This window comes from uncultured Clostridium sp., from assembly GCF_934754925.1.
Lineage (GTDB): Bacteria > Bacillota > Clostridia > Clostridiales > Clostridiaceae > Clostridium.
On sequence record NZ_CAKVJA010000001.1, the window covers coordinates 146,558 to 165,532 of the forward strand.

The window sequence follows — 18,975 nt, forward strand, 5'->3', positions numbered from 1 at the left end:
TTTATGGCAAATATAGATGAAAATAAGTTAAAAGCAATTGAGAATGCAATGAGCCAAATTGAAAAGCAATTTGGTAAAGGTTCTATAATGAAATTAGGTGAGCACAGTACTTTGAATGTTGATTCAATTTCTACTGGTTGTCTTGATTTAGATATAGCTTTAGGTATAGGCGGAGTTCCTAGAGGAAGAATAATAGAAATTTATGGACCAGAAAGTTCAGGTAAAACAACTGTTGCATTACACGTAGCTGCAGAAGCTCAAAAATTAGGGGGAGCAGTAGCTTTCGTAGATGCTGAGCATGCTTTAGATCCAAGTTATGCAAGAAATGTAGGAGTAGATACAGAAAATCTTATAGTATCTCAACCAGATACTGGGGAACAAGGTCTTGAAATTGCAGAAGCATTAGTTAGATCTGGAGCTATAGATGTTCTTGTAGTTGACTCAGTTGCAGCTTTAGTTCCTAGAGCTGAAATAGAAGGTGAAATGGGTGATTCTCATGTAGGATTACAAGCAAGATTAATGTCTCAAGCATTAAGAAAATTAACTGGTACAATTAACAAGTCTAAATGTGTAGTTATTTTTATAAACCAATTAAGAGAAAAGGTTGGGGTTATGTTCGGTAATCCAGAAACAACAACAGGTGGAAGAGCTCTTAAGTTCTACTCAAGTATAAGAATGGATGTAAGAAGAATAGATTCAATAAAGCAAGGTGACGAAATCGTTGGTAACAGAACAAGAGTTAAGATAATGAAGAATAAAGTTGCACCTCCATTTAAACAAGCTGAATTTGACATAATGTATAATGAAGGTATATCAAGAACAGGAAATATTGTTGATGTTGGTGTAAAAGAAAATATTGTTCAAAAAAGTGGTGCTTGGTTCTCTTATGGAGAAATAAGATTAGGGCAAGGTAGAGAAAATGCAAAACAATACTTAAAGGAAAATCCAGAAGTTGCTTTAGAAATTGAAAACAAAATAAGAGCAAAATATGAGCTACCATTAATGGAAGATAAAAGCAAAAAAGTAGAGAAAAAAGAAAATAAATAAGTAATTAAAAGAACCGTATAATTATATATATATTATACGGTTCTTTTAATATATCTTTTTAAATAGGGAATACTAAAAAAGAAGTATGTGGCTATAATTTCCTGTAGCTATATAACAGTCAACTAATCTTGACATAATTTTGTTTTTAAGGTAAAATAATAACAAATACTGGTTTATCATATTCATAGGGACAGTGAGAATAATATGACACCTAGACGTTCTCTATTCAAATATAAATAGAGATTTATGCGAGGAGGTGTTAGTTTGAATAATATATTAACAGTAATATTAGTTGATATTTTATTATTAGTAGTATTCGGTTTTATCGTATACAAAGCTATACAAAAAGCCACACAAAAGAAAGTTCTATTTTTAGAAAAAGAAGCTGATGATTTAGTGAAAAAAGCTAAAAGAGAAGCTGAAGCAACTAAAAAGGAAGCAATTTTAGAGGCTAAAGAAGAGGTTCACAGACTAAGAAATGATTTAGACAGAGATTCTCGTGAGAGAAGAAATGAAATTCAAAGGCTTGAAAGAAGAATTCTTCAAAGAGAAGAATCTTTAGACAAAAAGAGTGATCTTTTAGAAAAGAAAGAAGAAACTATCAATAAGAGATTGCAAGAAGTTGATCAAATGGAAGAAAATATTCAGCAGTTATATGCAAAAAGAAGAGAAGAATTAGAAAGAATTTCAAACTTAACAACAGAAGAAGCAAAAGAAATTCTTCTAGGAGAAGTTAGAAAGGAAGTTTCTCATGATGCAGCTTTATTGATTAAAGAAATTGAATCAAAAGCTAAAGAAGAGGCTGATAAAAAGTCTAGAGAAATTATAACTACTGCAATTCAAAGATGTGCAGCTGATCATGTATCTGAATCAACAGTTCATGTAGTTGCATTACCAAATGATGAAATGAAAGGCAGAATTATTGGAAGAGAAGGTAGAAATATAAGAACACTCGAAACATTAACAGGAGTGGATTTAATAATTGATGATACTCCAGAAGCAGTTATTTTATCTAGTTTCGATCCTATAAGAAGAGAAGTAGCTAGAATAGCACTTGAGAAATTAATTGTAGATGGAAGAATACATCCAGCTAGAATTGAAGAAATGGTTGAGAGAGCCAAAAAAGATGTTGAAAATGATATTAAAGAAGAAGGCGAACAAGCGACTTTAGAAACAGGTGTACATGGTTTACATCCTGAAATTATAAGACTTTTAGGAAGATTAAAGTATAGAACTAGCTATGGTCAAAATGTGTTAAAACATTCAATAGAAGTTGCATACTTAGCAAGCGTAATGGCTTCAGAATTAGGTCTTGATGTAAATCTAGCTAAAAGGGCTGGATTATTACATGATATTGGAAAAGCAATAGATCAAGAACAAGAAGGACCTCATGCTTTAATTGGTGGGGACTTTGCTAAGAAGTATCATGAATCACCTTTAGTTGTTAATGCTATTGCAGCTCATCATGGTGATGTTGAAATGATGTCTTTAGAAGCTGTTTTAGTTCAAGCAGCTGATGCAATATCAGCAGCTAGACCTGGTGCAAGAAGAGAAACGCTAGAAGCTTATATTAAGAGATTAGAGAAACTTGAAGAAATTGCAAATTCTTATGAGGGCGTAGATAAGTCATATGCCATTCAAGCTGGAAGAGAAATTAGAATCATGGTTAAACCAGAACAATTAGACGATGCTGGTTCTATTGAATTAGCTCGTGATTTAGCTAAAAGTGTTGAAGAACAATTAGAGTATCCAGGGCAAATTAAGATTAATGTAATAAGAGAAATAAGAGCTGTGGATTTTGCTAAATAAATTAAAAAACACATTTTGTAAAGATACAAAATGTGTTTTTTTTATTTATAAATTTTTTTTTAATAAAAGAAGGAAATCTAAGTATTTTGTAGAATATATAATCATATAAGTAATTATACGTTATCATATGTAAACGATTTTAAATTAGGAGGTAGAAATACAAATGGAAGTATTAAAAGTATCAACAAAATCTAATCCAAATTCAGTGGCAGGTGCTCTTGCAGCAATAATTAAAGAAAAAAATATTGTAGAAATACAAGCTGTAGGTGCAGGTGCAATAAATCAAGCGGTAAAGGCTATAGCAATTGCAAGGGGCTTTGTAGCACCAAGTGGAAGAGACATAGTATGTGTACCTGCCTTTACAGATATTGAGATAGATGGAGAGGAAAGAACTGCAATAAAATTAATTGTTCAACCTAGATAAGTAAATAAAAACATATTTGAGAATAAAAAAGTGCTTAACTTTTTTATTAAAAAGTATTTTAGTATTGAAATTATTTAAAAGACAGTATATAATGTAATCGTTAGATATATAATATATTATACGTAAAGAGGTGTGTTTAATGGTATCTAAAGAAGTTATAGTAAACAATGGAACTGGTCTACACGCAAGACCAGCGACTTTATTAGTTAAGAAGGCTTCATCTTTCAAATCAGATGTAAGCATTGAATTTAACGGAAAGAAAGCTAATGTTAAAAGCTTAATCGGTGTTTTATCATTAGGAGTTACTAAAGGAGCTAACATCACAGTAACAGCTAGTGGTGATGATGAAACTTTAGCAGCTGAAGAAATCGCTAAATTAATAGAAACTTTAGAAGACTAAAATAAAAAAAGTGCTTTATGCACTTTTTTTATTTTGTCATTTTATGTAGTAAAATTAATTATTGTTTTATATTTTAAAAATATTACATCTAAATAGAAGAGAAATTAAATCTATAGCACCTATTAGAATTAATATATATATTATTCTAAATATAATAATATTATTACCTACTAAAAAGGCTATAATATTAGTAGTAAAAAGCCCTATACCACCACAGTTAATTGCGCCAAGTAAAACAAGTATAGCGGATATCTTATCAAAAAATGTTAACTTACACATAATAAATCCTCCGTATTATAATTATTTATATAAAATAATATGAAATTTTTTTAAAAATATAACTAACAAAACAAATAAAAATATGATATAATACGAATTATATTATATTATTAATAATGAATATTCGGAGGTATTTAAATGACAAATCTATACAATTCACCGTTGAACTCAAGATATGCATCAAAGGAAATGAGCTATATATTTTCTGATGATATGAAATTTTCAACTTGGAGAAAGCTTTGGGTAGCTTTAGCTGAAGGTGAAAAAGAACTAGGATTAAATATTACAGATGAACAAATAAATGAATTAAAGTCTAATATAAATAATATAAATTATGAAGAAGCAATAAAAAAAGAAAAAGAAGTAAGACATGATGTTATGAGCCATGTTTACGCTTATGGATTACAATGTCCAACAGCAAAGGGGATAATACACTTAGGTGCTACTAGTTGCTATGTTGGAGATAATACGGATATAATAATAATGAGAGATGCTTTATTATTAACTAAGAAAAAAATAGTTACTGTATTATATCACCTTTCTAATTTTGCAATGAAATATAAGGATATGCCGACTTTAGGATTTACACATTTCCAACCTGCTCAATTAACAACTGTTGGTAAGAGAGCTTCGTTATGGATGCAAGATTTAGTTTTAGATATAGAAAATATAGACTTCTTATTAAGCAAATTAAAATTAAGAGGAGTAAAAGGAACAACTGGTACTCAAGCTAGTTTTATGAATTTATTTGAAGGCGATGAAAGCAAAGTTAAAGCATTAGATACATATGTTGCTGAAAAAATGGGATTTGATAAGAGTTATGGGGTTACAGGTCAAACATATCCAAGAAAGGTTGATTCAATAGTATTAAATACATTATCTGAAATAGCTCAAAGTGCTTATAAATTTAGTAATGATTTAAGATTATTACAAAGCATGAAGGAAGTAGAGGAACCATTTGAAAAACATCAAATAGGATCATCAGCAATGGCTTATAAGAGAAATCCTATGAGAAGTGAAAGAATAGGTGCTTTAGCAAGAACGGTAATTGTAAATGCGTTAAATCCTGCAATAACAGCTTCTACTCAATGGTTTGAAAGAACGTTAGATGATTCTGCTAATAAAAGAATATCTGTTGCAGAAGCATTCTTAGCATTAGATGGTGTATTAAATTTATATATTAATATTGCTGAAAATATGGTTGTATATGAAAAGGTAATTGCAAGCCATGTTAACAACGAATTACCATTTATGGCTACAGAAAACATAATGATGGAATCTGTTAAAAAAGGTGGAGATAGACAAGAGTTACATGAAAAAATAAGAGTACACTCTATGGCTGCATCTCAAAGAGTTAAAGGTGAAGGATTGAATAATGATTTAATAGATAGAATTATAGAAGATAAATCATTTAATTTAAGTAAAGAAGAAATATTAGCTATTATAGATCCACAAAAATTTGTTGGAAGAGCTCCAAGCCAAGTTGTTGAATTTATAGAAGAGTATGTAGAGCCTATTATAAAAGAAAATAAAGATGCTCTAGATATAAAAAGTGAAATTAATGTTTAGTTATTTTTAGAAAAACTCGCTTTAGGCATAGTATTATGCTTTAAGCGAGTTTTTGTATTAAATTATAAATGTTAGTAATGTAATTAATAGAGAATTCATATCTTATAGTAATAATAGTATAAGGGGAATATTACTATGAATAGTATTTATAAACTTATGTTAAATAATAAAGCTTTTAATGATATTGTTGAAAATTTAATAAATAAAAAGAATGTTGCAATAATAAAGAAAAGTGATAGACTTAATAATCTTATTAAGTACTTTGGTGATTTTATAATAAATGAGTTTGATAAAAAAGTATTATGTGAAATTATTAGTAACATTGAACAAGAAGATAATTATAGAGATCTAGATATTAAAAAAATGACTGTTTTGAGAAGACAGATAAATAATAATACAGAAAATATTATAAAAACATTTTCTGCATTTATTAAGAAGGACGAGACAAACTATTCATTAAATGATTTATATTCAATTACTAATAAAAGTATTGAGTTTAAAGATAAGGAGTTTGAGTATTATTCTATATTAAGTAAATCTAAGTTGGTTGTAGAGGGTGATAGTTTAAATATCATTGAAGAAGCTAATTATCTAATAGAAAATAAATATATAAATTATTTTATTAAATATAAGAAATTTAAGAATAATAAAAAATTTAAGATAATAAAAAGTGATATTAATAATGATGATATTGATAATGTTATAAGTAAATTAGGTGGAATTTTAAATAATACTTTTGCATTTATACCACCAATTTATTTCAATGAATATACAAATGATTTTCAAGAAGAAAAAGTGTATTATGAAAATTATAGTGACGATGATATTAAGGAGCTAGTGAAAAATATTAATTACAAACATAATAAAGAAATTCTTAATCAAGCTGAAGATTTTAAGTGGTATAAATGTATTGGAATTAAAAAATATAAAGAAATGCTTATTAAGAAAAGAAGATTATATGAGGAATATAATGAAAAAGAAAAAATAATATATAATCAATATATTGAAAATATAGAGAATTTAAATATGTTTTCAAAATCATTTTCTTTTATAAATAGTGTTTATGAAGATAAAGTTTTATATGAAATAAATAATAGAATTTCAAATGAAGAGGAGTTATATAATTATATAAAATATATTAAAGAAACATTATCTATATATAAAGATTATTTAGAAGTGGAGGATAAAGTTGAAATGTTGAGTGAGACTTCTAAAGAACTTTTAAATTATCTTTATGAAAAGTTAAGTGATAAAAATGATTTAAATAACATATTAGAATTTATTCCTAACTATTATTATTACAGAAAAATAGAAAATATGGAAAATGACAAGAGTGATGCTATAAATTCTTATAATAAGGTGTATGAAAAAATAGCTATATTAAATGAAGCTTTAAAATCATATGATAAAATATTATTAAAAGTTATAAGAAAAAAATGTAATGAAGCAGCTAATATGTTTATTAAAGAAGCTAATATGAAATTAGATAAATTAGATATTGATAAATTGATTAATGAAAGGTATACCAAAGAGAATATAGAGTTTTTATTAAAAATATTTCCAATGGTAATTTTGGATGAAAAGCAATATATTGAAAATAAAGAAAAGATAGATGAATTATTTAGTTTCATTATTAATGAAGCAGATTTAGTGGACATATCAGATAATAAAGAAATAGAATGTGATGAAGTTTGTAAGGAAAATTTAGATAGAAGTATATTTAAAATGCTTAATAATTTAGGATATACTATTTTCCAAAAAGAAGATGATATTTCAATTATATACGTTGATTTTGGAAAAGCAGAAAATAAAGTTATATATATAAATAATAAAGAGTTTTTTGATTGTAAAGAATTAATTAAAATAATAGATTTAATGAATTCTGGTTGCAAGGTAATTTTTGTATGGTATAGAAACTGGTGGATGAATAAAAGCGAAGAAGTTCAGAAAATACACAAATTATTAAATGAGTAATTTAATTTATTAAAATGGCATCTATAAAAGGTGCCATTAATTTTATTAAATTTGAACTATATTATTAAAATATGATAAAATTAGTGAATAAAATGAAGAATCAAAGGAGAAGGAAATGAATTTATTAAATGTTGAAAATATTAGCAAAACCTATAGTGAAAAAGTATTATTAAATAATGTATCTTTTGGAATTAATGAAGGAGATAAAATTGGGATTATTGGTCTTAATGGAAGTGGGAAGTCTACTTTATTAAAGATTGTTACTGGTAGAGATGAGTTTTTTGATGGAAGTATAACTAAAGGAAAAGGGGTAAGAGTAGAGTATTTAGAGCAAAATTCTGAATTTGATGCTGATGCAACTATACTTCAACAAATATTTAAAGGTGATACTCCAGAAATGAAGTTGTTAATGGAGTATGAAGAGTTGCTTGAAAAAATAAGTAATAAGGATTTTGATGAAGAGGATAATAATAAGTTAATTAAAATTCAAGAAAAAATAGATGCGTTAAACTTATGGAACTTAGAAAGTGAAGTAAAGGTAATATTAAATAAATTAGGGATAACAGATTATTCAATGAAAATGGGTACTTTATCTGGAGGACAGAAGAAAAGGGTATTTTTAGCTTCAGCTTTAATTAAACCTTGTGAATTATTAGTGCTAGATGAGCCTACAAACCATTTAGATTCAGATTCTATAGAATGGTTAGAAGAATATTTAAATAATCGTAAGGGTGCTTTATTAATGATTACACATGATAGATATTTCTTAGATAGAGTATCTAACAAGATATTAGAATTAGATAGAGGAAATATATATCAATACTTAGGTAATTATAGTGATTTTTTAGAAAAAAAGGCTGAGAGATTAGAGATAGAATCTTCATCAGAAGAAAAAAGACAAAAATTGATTGCAAAAGAATTACAGTGGGTAAGAAGAGGGGCTAAGGCTAGAACAACTAAACAAAAAGCTAGGCTTCAAAGGTTTGATGAATTAATTAATCAAGAATACATAGCACCAAAACCAAGTCTAGAGATGTCATTTATAGGCACTAGGTTAGGAAAGAAAATTATTGAGTTACATGATATAAGTAAAAGCTATGGTGAAAAAAATCTTATAAACAAATTCAATTATACTATTTTGAAAGAAGATAGAATTGGAATAATAGGGGATAATGGAGTTGGTAAGACGACATTATTAAATATGATAAGGGGTTCTATTAATCCTGATTGTGGCGATATAGAGGTAGGAGATACTGTAAAAATATCTACCTTTACACAAGATGATTCTCATATGGATTTATCTATGAAAGCTATAGAATATATAAAAGAAGGTGGAGAATGGATTCCTACTGAAGATGGAAGTAAAATAAGTGCTTCTCAGCTAGCAGAGAGGTTTTTATTTGATGGAACAATGCAGTATACAATGATTGAAAAATTATCAGGTGGAGAAAGAAGAAGGTTACATTTATTAAGAGTTCTGATGGAAGCACCAAATGTTCTTATATTAGATGAGCCTACAAATGATCTTGATATAGAAACTCTAAAAATCTTAGAAGATTTTATTGATGAATTTATAGGAGTTGTAATAGTTGTTTCTCATGATAGATATTTTTTAGATAGAATTTGTAATAAGATTTTTTCTTTTGAAAGTAACGGCTTAATTAATATTTATAATGGTAATTATAGTGACTATTTAATAAATAAAGAAATTAAATTTTTAAGAGAAAAAGAAGAACAAGTTTTAAAAAGTGATAATAGTAAGAAAAAGGAATATGTAAAAAATAAGGATGAAAGACCTAAGTTTACATTTAAAGAACAAAAGGAATTTGAAAATATTTATAATGATATTGAAAAGATAGAAATGAAAATAGTTGAAATAGAAGAGGAAATGAATAAGAATTCTAGTAGTTATGTATTGATAAATGAGTTAGATCAAGAGAAAACAAAGTTAGAAGAAGAGCTGTTAGAAAAGTATGAACGTCAAGAATATTTAGAGGAGATAGCTAGAAAGATAGAGGAATATAATAAGAATAAGTTATAAAATGTTGACAAGATATTGAGTTTCTGATAATCTTGATTAGGTCATAATAAACGTTACTTAGGAGGAAAAAATGGAAAACACACAAAAGGTAAAAATTGTTACTGCTGATCCGTCAGCATTAGGATTATTTGGACTAGCTATAATAACATTAGTTGCTTCATCTCAAAAATTAGGATTAACATCAGGGGTATCTTTAGTATTACCATGGGCTATATTCTTAGGTGCAACAGCTCAATTATTTGCATGTATAAATGATTTTAAACATGATAATACTTTTGGTGCAACAGCATTCGGTGCTTATGCATTTTTCTGGTATTCAATGGGATTCACTTGGTTAATTCAAAATGGAGTATTTGGAGAAAAATTAGCTCAAGCTACAGATACTAAGCAATTAGGATTTGCTTTCTTAGGTTATTTAATATTTACTGTATTTATGACAGTAGGAGCTATGGAAACTCATAAGGTATTATTTACAATATTTGTTTTAATTGATTTCTTATTTATAGGATTATCATTAAATGCTTTTGGTATTATGCCTGAATTAACACATGGAATAGCTGCATGGTCTGAATTATTAATTGCAATAATGTCATTCTATGGTTCAGGAGCTGCTGTATTAAATAAACATTTTGGAAAAGTATTTTTACCAGTTGGAAAGCCTTTTGGAATTTTCAAGAAGTAAAAATCAATTTATAAAGTTAAGGGAAAGTTTGTATAAACTTTCCCTTTTTTCTTTATAAAATTAAAATGATGATGTATACTAAATATATAATTACACAAAGGAGTAAGTTATGAAAATTAAGATTAGTATTAAAGGACAAAAGGAACCAATAATATATAGTGGTGATCGTATCGATATTCTTGATTTTGAAATGAATGGAGAAAAATATAAGCAAATACGATATTTTAGAAAAGGTTTTTCTAAATCAGAATTATTGAAATCTGATTTAGTTATTAAAATTGTAGAAATTGAAAAATAAAACGTATTTTAAATGCGTTTTATTTTTTTATGAATAAAATAAGAACATCGATTTAAGTAAAAAATAAAATTTATATTTTTGCAGAATGTAGATTTATTAGTATTAAGAAAAAGTTGAAATTTTAAATTTAATACAAATGAAATTAATAATTAATAGACAAATTTGAAGTAAATGAAGAAAAAATATTTTTAAGAACTTTTTATAAAGATACAAAGGTAAATATAGAAAGTGAAATATAATATTTATAATATTATAGAAATAATATTAAAATACTAAAAAATAGAGGAAAAAAACCTAATAATTATTTCGCTAAATAACCATTTAGCGAAATAATTATTATTGTTAGCATAAAATTCCTATGATATAATGAAATTAATGCTAAATTGCATATAAGGAGGATTTAAATGACTGAAACACATGGCTCAGATGGGAAAAGGATCAAAAGTAAAATTGATATAAATTCTATTATTAAAGATGATGAAAAGTATATTAATAATATAAAGAATAGATTTGGTATTGAGGTTCAAGAAGTAAATAAACTTCCTAAGGTTATTATGGATTTTTTAAACTATTTAGAAACTATTAAGGGTAAGTCACAAAATACTATTGAAGCTTATAAAATAGATTTATGTTTATTATTCAAATATTTAAAGGTATATAAGGGTTATTATATACCGGATGATATAGAGTTTGAAGATATACATATAAATGATTTGGGAGAAGACTTTGTAAGAAGCATTGTTTTAACAGATCTTTATGCCTTTTTATCCTTTGTAGAAAAGCAAAGGGGTAATGGAGCTTATGCTAGAGCTAGAAAAGTAGCTACCTTTAAATCTTTTTTTAATTACCTACAAGGGAAAGCTAAGATAATAAATTCTAATCCAGCAACAGAATTGGAATCTCCTAAAATAAATAAAAGGCATCCGATATATCTTACGTTAGATGAAAGTGTTTCACTACTCTCCTCTTTAGATACAAATAATTGTAATTATTTAAGAGATTATTGTATATTAACTTTATTTCTTAATTGTGGAATGCGTTTATCAGAATTGTGTTCAATAAAAATAGATAAAATAAAGGGAGATACCCTAACTATAATAGGAAAAGGAAACAAAGAACGTACTGTTTATTTAAATGATGCATGTATATCGTCTATAAATAATTATCTTTCTAAAAGAAATGATTCTAAAGCTACAGATGAAAATAAGAAATACTTATTTTTATCATCTAGAAATACTCCGATAAATAAAAGAACTGTAGAGTTATTAGTTAAAAAACATGTTAAAAATGCTGGTTTAACAAATGCTAAATATACACCACATAAACTTAGGCATACTGCAGCTACTTTAATGTATAAACACGGAAATGTTGATATTAGAAGTTTACAAAGTATATTGGGGCATGAAAATATATCTACAACACAAATTTATACCCATGTAGATGAAGAGATTTTAAGGGAAGCAGCAAACTCAAATCCTCTTGCAAATATAAAAAATAAATAACAAAAGAACATATGTTCATGAAGCGTAAAAACTTCATTTTTATATTAAATAGACAAAAAAACACTTAATAAATTAAAAGAAACTCAAAAATAATAAGAGTTTCTTTTAATTTTAATATTTTCTATTTTTTCATTTTTCTTATACCTGGATAAATTTCTTCAGTTAATTCTTCTAACTCTACATCATTATCTACTCCAAGTTCATCAAAGTAAACAATATTATCAAAAGCATCAACATAATCTTCATTATTATCTAAGTTATTTAAAATGTCATTGTAATTTTCTAATGTAAGTTCCTCTTCAGAATCATTTTCACAGTCTTTTTCTTCTTCTTTTAATGCATCTAAAGCGTTCTTTAGCTCCTCTTCAATAAATGCATTTTCTTCAACGGTTTTGGCTATATCATCAATATTAATGGCTCTAATGTCAATTCCATCTTCTTCTAAGCATTTTCCACAATTATCACAGATTTTTTTAGAAAATAAATCACAATAATCATCTTCAGTATATTTATAAGTCATAAAATCACCACCTAGTTCTATTAACCTTATCATTCTATCAGTTATTTTATTATATTTCAATAATAAATAATATTTATTATTATAAAGAACATAAGTTTGATATTGTAATTGGTATATGTTATAATATATTTAAATAAGTGAGGTGTTGAAAATGCGTGAAGTAAGCGAAAAACAAAACGAAATATATGAATTCTTAAAAACTTACACCGATAACAAAGGATACCCTCCTTCAGTAAGAGAAATTTGCGAAGCTGTAGGATTAAAATCTACATCATCAGTTCATGGACATCTTAAACGTTTAGAAAGTAAGGGGTTAATAAAGAGAGATCCTACTAAGCCAAGAGCGTTAGAGATAATAGATAATTCAATGAAAAGAGAGATGGTTAATATTCCTATAATAGGAAAAGTAACTGCTGGTTTACCAATATTAGCAAGTGAAAATGTAGAAGATATATTCCCTATTCCACTTGATTATGTAAGTCATAATAAAGAGCTATTTATGCTGAATATAAGTGGAGATAGCATGATTAATGCAGGGATATTCGATGGCGATTTAGCTATAATTGAAGAATGTAAAACGGCAAATAACGGTGAGATAGTTGTTGCATTGATAGAAAATGAAGCTACTATTAAAAGATTTTATAAAGAAAAAAATCATATTAGATTACAACCAGAAAATGATAATATGGACGCTATTATAGTTGATGATTGCATAATTTTAGGCAAATTAGTTGGGCTATTTAGGACATATTAATACTTAAGGAGTCATACAATATTGTATGACTCTTTTTATTTTTTTATGTAAAGGTGTGTGATTAATATGAGAATATCTCTAGGTAAGTTTATTAAGAAAGCTGGAGATTACGATAGTGAAAATATAGTGTGCCCTATAGAAGATTATGATAGAGATAAGTATTTAAATAGAAGAATTCTTATAAGAATTCTATTCATTCTCTTATATGGGTATGGCTTTGGATATATGCTGGCTATTGAATCTTCAACTATTCAAAATCTGAAAATGGTAGTTATAAACTTTGTAATCTTTTATATTCTTAACTTTTATTTAATTCAAATTCCTCATGAATTTATTCATACTTTGTTTTATAAAAATCCTTTTAAAAATAATAATAGTTTAGTTTTTTTTAACAAAAAAAGGATTGTTACTGTTGAATTAAATGAAAATATACACCCTACTCTATTATGTTTAAATTTAATTATGCCATTTATACTATTCTCTATTTTACCACTAATACTAATTTACTGTTTAAAGAAATTTGATTTATACTTATATTCCCTTTCCTTTGCTAATTCTATATTATCTTCTGATGATTTGCTTAATATAGTTTTACAGTTTTTTATTAAATCTAATGAAGAAGGATGTAAAAGACTTTTTGTTGTACCAAATAATTATGATTATTTAATTAATAATAAAAACTCTCTTGAAAATAATATTTTAGAAAATAGTAATATTGAAATAATTGAAGAAAGACTTGCGGAAAGTACCATAGATAGTGAATTTGATAAGCTAGAAAATGGAGATGAATTAAATAATGATATAGAAATTATAATTAAAGAAAATGAAGATATAAATATGGATATAGATAATACTGGAGAGTTAGAAGATATAAATATAGATGCTTTAGATCATGAGGCTAATGTAGATAATAGAGAATCAGATAATAAAGAATATATTGCTAATAGTAATGATTTATATATTAAAAAAAATAATATTTAAAAAGAGAGGCTATAAATTTAACATAGCCTCTCTTTTTAAATATTTAAATTATGTTATTTAATGAAATTAATATACCTATTTTTGCATGGTCAAATGTTAAGCCACCTTGTAAATATGCTATATAAGGCTCTCTTATAGGAGCATCTGCAGATAATTCAATAGATGAACCTTGAATAAATGCACCAGCTGCCATTATGACTTCATCATTATATCCAGGCATTGCCCATGGTTCACATTCAACATAAGAATCGATTGGAGATCCCTTTTGAATACCCTTACAGAATTTTATTAAGTTATCTCTGTCGTTAAATTTAATAGCTTGAATAATATCGCTTCTTTTATCGTTATACTTAGGTAAAACTTCAAATCCTGCGATTTCCATTATTCTAGAACAGAATACAGCACCTTTAAGGGCTTCCATAACTATATGAGGTGCTAAGAATAATCCTTGATAAAGTTGTCTCATAACGCCAAATGTAGATCCACACTCCCCTCCTATTCCTGGAGTTGTTAATCTGTAAGCAGCTTGCTCTACATATTTTGCTTTACCAGCTACGTATCCACCAGTTGGTGCTATTCCGCCACCTAGATTTTTTATAAGTGATCCAGCAACTAAATCGGCACCTACATCTGTAGGCTCAATTTTATCTATTAATTCTCCGTAGCAGTTATCTACAAAAACGCAAACATCACTTCTTATTTCTTTTATTTTTGAAATTATTTCACCTATTTCAGAAACTAAGAATGATTTTCTCCATCCATACCCTGTACTTCTTTGTATATGTACTAATTTAATTGTAGAGTCTTCTTTAAGGACTTCGATAATTTTTTCAGTATCAAAAGTACCATTTTTTAAGTCTACTTGTTTATAGTTAACTCCATACTCTCTTAAAGAACCTATATTTTCTTTTCCACTTATACCAATTATGTTATGTAAAGTATCATAAGGAGCACCAGTAATGCATACCATAGTATCTCCTGTTTTTAAATTTCCCATTAAAGCACAACCGATAGCGTGAGTTCCATTTACAAAGTGTGGTCTAACTAAAGCACTTTCAGTATTAAAAATTCTTGCATATACTTTATCTAAAGTATCTCTACCAATATCATCATATCCATATCCTGATGAGTTTGTAAAATGCATATCGCTTATTCTTTCTTCTTGAAAGGCATTAAGTACTTTTAATTGATTATACTCTCTTATTTCATCATAAATTTTAAATTGTTCTTCTACATCATTTAAAGCCTTTTTATATAGTTCAAATACATGTGGCTTTATGTTGTAAGATTCCATCATTAACTTTTCTGTTTCTCTTAACATTAAAGTTCCTCCATTATACATTATTTCATAATAATTATATATAATAATATATAAAATATAAAGTTTTTTATATTAAAAGTTATAAAATTAATATAATTAGAGAAAAGGAACTGCTATAAGCAGTTCCTATAAGTTTTCATTATCTAAAAAAGGTAGAGGTTTTGATGGCGTTATTGTTGTAATTGAATGCTTATATACTAACATTTGTTTTCCTTCGCAATCTAAAATGACCGTAAAGTTATCGAAACCTTTAACGAATCCTCTTAGTTGAAAACCATTAACTAAATAAATAGATACTAATGTTTTACTTTTTCTTGCGTTATTTAAGAAAATATCTTGAATATTGTTACTTTGTTTATTCATAATAACAACCTCCATGGTTAAGTATTTATTTTTATATAATTATAAACTTGTTAATTATTTAAATCATCTATTATTATTTGAAGTATTTCATCATCAGATAATAGATCTTTATTTAAGAATTTAGCTCTTGGATCCTTTCTAAACCAAGTTAATTGACGCTTAGCATAATTCCTAGACCCTTGTTTAATCATTTCTATAGCTTCTTCTAATGTTATAGAATTCTCAAGGTATAAAAGCACCTCTTTATATCCTATTCCTTGCATTGCCTGCATAGATGAATTATACCCATTTTCCTTTAATTTAATACATTCTTCTAGAAGACCATTTTCAAACATTATGTCTACTCTTCTATTTATCCTCTCATAAAGCTTTTCTCTATTCATATCTAAAACATAGTAATGAACGTCATATTTGCTTTTATAAAAGTCTTCACCAGCATTAAATGAGCTAAATGGCTTATTAGTTACTTTATACACTTCTAATGCTCTTATTACCCTCTTCCTGTTATTAGGATGAATTGAGTTATAGCTTATAGGATCAATTTCTTTTAGCATTTCATGAATGTAACCATCTCCCTTGGCTATTGCAAGTTCTTCTAATTCTTTTCTATATTCTTCATCACTAGGAGCATCAGTAAAGTTCATATTGCAAGTTAATGCATTTATATAAAGTCCAGTACCACCAGTTAAAATAGGAAGCTTATTTTCTAGTAATAAATCATCAATTATTGGTTCTGCTAAAGTTTTAAAATCTACAACTGAAAATGGTTTATCTGGTGTAGTTACATCTATCATATGATGTTTTATACCTTCCATTTCAGAGGGGGTTATTTTTGCAGAACCTATATCCATATATTTATATATTTGCATAGAATCTGTTGATACTATTTCTCCATTTAATTTCTTAGCTAGTTCTATAGATAAAGCTGTCTTTCCTACTGCTGTTGGACCTGCTAAAACTAATATTTTATTTTTCATATCATAAACCTTTCTATACTATTCTTCTAAACTTTTTATCTAATTCATATTCTGTAAATTTAATTATTATAGGTCTTCCGTGTGGACAATTAAAAGGATTATCTATATATCTTAAATCAGAAATAAGTTTTTCCATTTCTACTTGTGTTAAGTAATCATTTGCCTTTACTGCAGCTTTACATGCCATAGTAGCAATTTTATTTAACTTAACTTCTACTGTTTTACCACTACCTAAGTTTTTTAAATTATCGATTATACTTAATAAGAAGTTTTTAGCATCTAATTTTCCTAAGAAATAAGGAACTTCTTTTAATGCAATGGTATTACCGCCAAACTCTTCTATAACAAAGCCTGAATTAGTGAATATATCTGTATTTTCCTTATAACATTCATAGTCATCTAAAGATAAATCTATTATGCAAGGAATTAGTAATTGTTGTACTACAATTTCTTTGCTTTCTATATCTTTAACATACTTTTCATATAATATTTTTTCATGAGCAGCATGTTGATCGATTATATAAAGTGTATCTAAATACTCAGCTAATATATAAGTCTTACTAAATTGTCCAATAACTCGTAAATCCGGAAATTTAGCCTTAATTACTTCTTTTTCTGTTGATGTTTCTTTTTTTATTTCTACAGAAGCTGTAGATGAATTAAAATTATCAGACTTTTCTACCGTAGGTAAAGTAGCTTGTGAAGAGGCAAAATCATTTGTAGTATAATACTCACTATTATTAGTATTTTCATTTACAGTTGTATTATTTAATGATTCAGAATTAGTATTTACATTATCATTAAAAGAATTAATAGCTTTATTTCTATTTAATTCTTTCAATTTATTATATAAATCCTCTTCTTTAGCAACATCATGTATAGTTACATTATTATATATATCCTTTATAGAAGGCTCAACTTTATTAGAGATAATTGGTTCATCTATATTACTACTTTTAGATGCTGTATCTAAATCTAATTTAATTTCTTCAACAATTTCTTCATTTACAAACTTATTGTCTACTGCAAAGGAATTAAATATATCTTCCTTTAAAGCTGTATGAACTGCATCAAATACCCTTTTATAAATAACTCTTTCATCCTTAAACTTTATTTCTGCTTTTGTAGGATGTATATTAACATCTATAGAATCTGGTGATAAATCTATAAAAAGTACAAAGAAAGGGAATTTGTTAACTGTTGAGAATGATTTAAAAGCATTTTCTACAGCTGCTACAATTGTTTTATTTTTTATATATCTATTATTAACAAATATACTTTCATTATTTCTAGAACCTCTAGCTATAATTTCTTTTCCTATATAACCATGAACCTTTAAAGATTCATCTTCATAATTAAAAGGTAATATATGATCAGATATATTTTTACCATAGATGGTTCTTATAACATTACTTAATTTACCATCTCCATATGTATGCAATGTCTTTTTACCATTATTAAATAGTTTAAAAGATATATCGGGATTAGATAAAGCTATTCTTAAAATAATATCATTTATTAAACTACTTTCTCTTGAAGTGGATTTTAAAAATTTTCTTCTAGCAGGAACATTGAAAAATAAATCTTTAACTTCCATTACAGAGCCATTATTCATTCCTATATCAGTTAAAGATAACTTTTCTCCAGCTTCTAAAACTATTTCTTTACCAAAGTCACATTCAGAAGGTTTACTTCTAAATGTTAACTTGGATACAGAAGCTATAGATGGTAAAGCTTCTCCTCTAAAACCTAAAGTGTTTATAGAATATATGTCTTCTACAGTTTTTATTTTAGATGTAGCATGAGGTAAAAAGGCCTTTTCTATATCTAAATTATGAACTCCAGATCCATCATCAATAACTCTTATAAGGGATATTCCTCCCTCTTCTATTTCAACAGTTATATTCTTAGAACCGGCATCTATAGAGTTTTCTACAAGTTCTTTAACTACAGAGGAAGGACGCTCTACAACTTCCCCTGCAGCTATCTTATTAGAAGTATGTTCATCTAATATGTTAATTCGTTTCATAGAGC

General features: G+C 26.8%; 18 protein-coding genes. 12 read left to right on the forward strand and 6 right to left on the reverse strand.

Features of this window, described 5'->3' with window-relative positions:
• Positions 1-3: 3 nt before the first annotated feature.
• The 4 genes from recA to Q0G30_RS00710 all read left to right on the forward strand — a co-directional run bounded on the left by recA (position 4) and on the right by Q0G30_RS00710 (position 3,680).
• On the forward strand, positions 4-1,047 hold the full coding sequence (gene recA, locus Q0G30_RS00695; protein WP_294385196.1) for a recombinase RecA: 1,044 nt from the start codon (positions 4-6) through the stop codon (positions 1,045-1,047).
• A 273-nt stretch (positions 1,048-1,320) separates the two neighbouring features.
• A complete protein-coding gene (gene rny / locus Q0G30_RS00700; RefSeq protein WP_294385529.1) occupies positions 1,321-2,856 on the forward strand; it encodes a ribonuclease Y in 1,536 nt (511 codons plus the stop codon).
• A gap of 163 nt (positions 2,857-3,019) precedes the next feature.
• Positions 3,020-3,280, forward strand: a complete 261-nt coding sequence (locus Q0G30_RS00705) for a stage V sporulation protein S (protein WP_005212907.1) — start codon at positions 3,020-3,022, stop codon at positions 3,278-3,280.
• Positions 3,281-3,419: 139 nt separating this feature from the next.
• Positions 3,420-3,680 (forward strand): HPr family phosphocarrier protein, encoded by a 261-nt coding sequence (locus Q0G30_RS00710; protein ID WP_042398687.1) that lies wholly within the window; start codon positions 3,420-3,422, stop codon positions 3,678-3,680.
• 66 nt (positions 3,681-3,746) lie between these two features.
• On the opposite strand, the gene Q0G30_RS00715 is transcribed toward Q0G30_RS00710, so the two are convergent.
• A complete protein-coding gene (locus Q0G30_RS00715; RefSeq protein WP_294385198.1) occupies positions 3,747-3,959 on the reverse strand; it encodes a DUF378 domain-containing protein in 213 nt (70 codons plus the stop codon).
• A 138-nt stretch (positions 3,960-4,097) separates the two neighbouring features.
• On the opposite strand from Q0G30_RS00715, the gene purB reads away from it, so the two are divergent.
• From purB to Q0G30_RS00745, 6 genes are all read left to right on the forward strand, one after another.
• The gene (gene purB / locus Q0G30_RS00720) at positions 4,098-5,528 is read left to right on the forward strand and encodes an adenylosuccinate lyase (RefSeq protein WP_294385200.1); all 1,431 of its coding nucleotides are present in this window, start codon (positions 4,098-4,100) and stop codon (positions 5,526-5,528) included.
• Positions 5,529-5,663: 135 nt separating this feature from the next.
• On the forward strand, positions 5,664-7,502 hold the full coding sequence (locus Q0G30_RS00725; protein WP_294385202.1) for a hypothetical protein: 1,839 nt from the start codon (positions 5,664-5,666) through the stop codon (positions 7,500-7,502).
• A gap of 115 nt (positions 7,503-7,617) precedes the next feature.
• Positions 7,618-9,543: an ABC-F family ATP-binding cassette domain-containing protein gene (locus Q0G30_RS00730; RefSeq protein WP_294385205.1), complete on the forward strand. Its 1,926-nt coding sequence runs from the start codon at positions 7,618-7,620 to the stop codon at positions 9,541-9,543.
• A gap of 70 nt (positions 9,544-9,613) precedes the next feature.
• Entirely contained in the window at positions 9,614-10,225 is a 612-nt protein-coding gene (locus Q0G30_RS00735; protein ID WP_294385207.1) for an acetate uptake transporter, read from the forward strand.
• A gap of 109 nt (positions 10,226-10,334) precedes the next feature.
• Positions 10,335-10,523 carry a hypothetical protein gene (locus Q0G30_RS00740; protein ID WP_294385212.1) on the forward strand — a complete coding sequence of 63 codons (189 nt, stop codon included), beginning with the start codon at positions 10,335-10,337 and terminating at the stop codon, positions 10,521-10,523.
• Positions 10,524-11,077: 554 nt separating this feature from the next.
• Positions 11,078-12,025, forward strand: coding sequence for a tyrosine recombinase XerC (locus Q0G30_RS00745; protein ID WP_294385531.1), 948 nt, complete (start codon positions 11,078-11,080; stop codon positions 12,023-12,025).
• 121 nt (positions 12,026-12,146) lie between these two features.
• On the opposite strand, the gene Q0G30_RS00750 is transcribed toward Q0G30_RS00745, so the two are convergent.
• Positions 12,147-12,545 (reverse strand): hypothetical protein, encoded by a 399-nt coding sequence (locus tag Q0G30_RS00750; protein WP_294385215.1) that lies wholly within the window; start codon positions 12,543-12,545, stop codon positions 12,147-12,149.
• Positions 12,546-12,690: 145 nt separating this feature from the next.
• On the opposite strand from Q0G30_RS00750, the gene lexA reads away from it, so the two are divergent.
• On the forward strand, positions 12,691-13,299 hold the full coding sequence (gene lexA, locus Q0G30_RS00755) for a transcriptional repressor LexA (RefSeq protein ID WP_294385217.1): 609 nt from the start codon (positions 12,691-12,693) through the stop codon (positions 13,297-13,299).
• Between the two features lie 66 nt (positions 13,300-13,365).
• Positions 13,366-14,280, forward strand: coding sequence for a DUF3267 domain-containing protein (locus Q0G30_RS00760; RefSeq protein ID WP_294385219.1), 915 nt, complete (start codon positions 13,366-13,368; stop codon positions 14,278-14,280).
• 43 nt (positions 14,281-14,323) lie between these two features.
• Here Q0G30_RS00760 and Q0G30_RS00765 read toward each other — a convergent pair whose 3' ends face one another.
• From Q0G30_RS00765 to mutL, 4 genes are all read right to left on the reverse strand, one after another.
• Positions 14,324-15,601, reverse strand: coding sequence for a methionine gamma-lyase family protein (locus Q0G30_RS00765; RefSeq protein WP_294385223.1), 1,278 nt, complete (start codon positions 15,599-15,601; stop codon positions 14,324-14,326).
• Between the two features lie 126 nt (positions 15,602-15,727).
• A complete protein-coding gene (gene hfq, locus Q0G30_RS00770; RefSeq protein ID WP_195469187.1) occupies positions 15,728-15,964 on the reverse strand; it encodes an RNA chaperone Hfq in 237 nt (78 codons plus the stop codon).
• A 50-nt stretch (positions 15,965-16,014) separates the two neighbouring features.
• Entirely contained in the window at positions 16,015-16,941 is a 927-nt protein-coding gene (miaA, locus tag Q0G30_RS00775) for a tRNA (adenosine(37)-N6)-dimethylallyltransferase MiaA (RefSeq protein ID WP_294385225.1), read from the reverse strand.
• Between the two features lie 13 nt (positions 16,942-16,954).
• On the reverse strand, positions 16,955-18,970 hold the full coding sequence (gene mutL / locus Q0G30_RS00780) for a DNA mismatch repair endonuclease MutL (protein ID WP_294385227.1): 2,016 nt from the start codon (positions 18,968-18,970) through the stop codon (positions 16,955-16,957).
• Positions 18,971-18,975 lie beyond the last annotated feature (5 nt).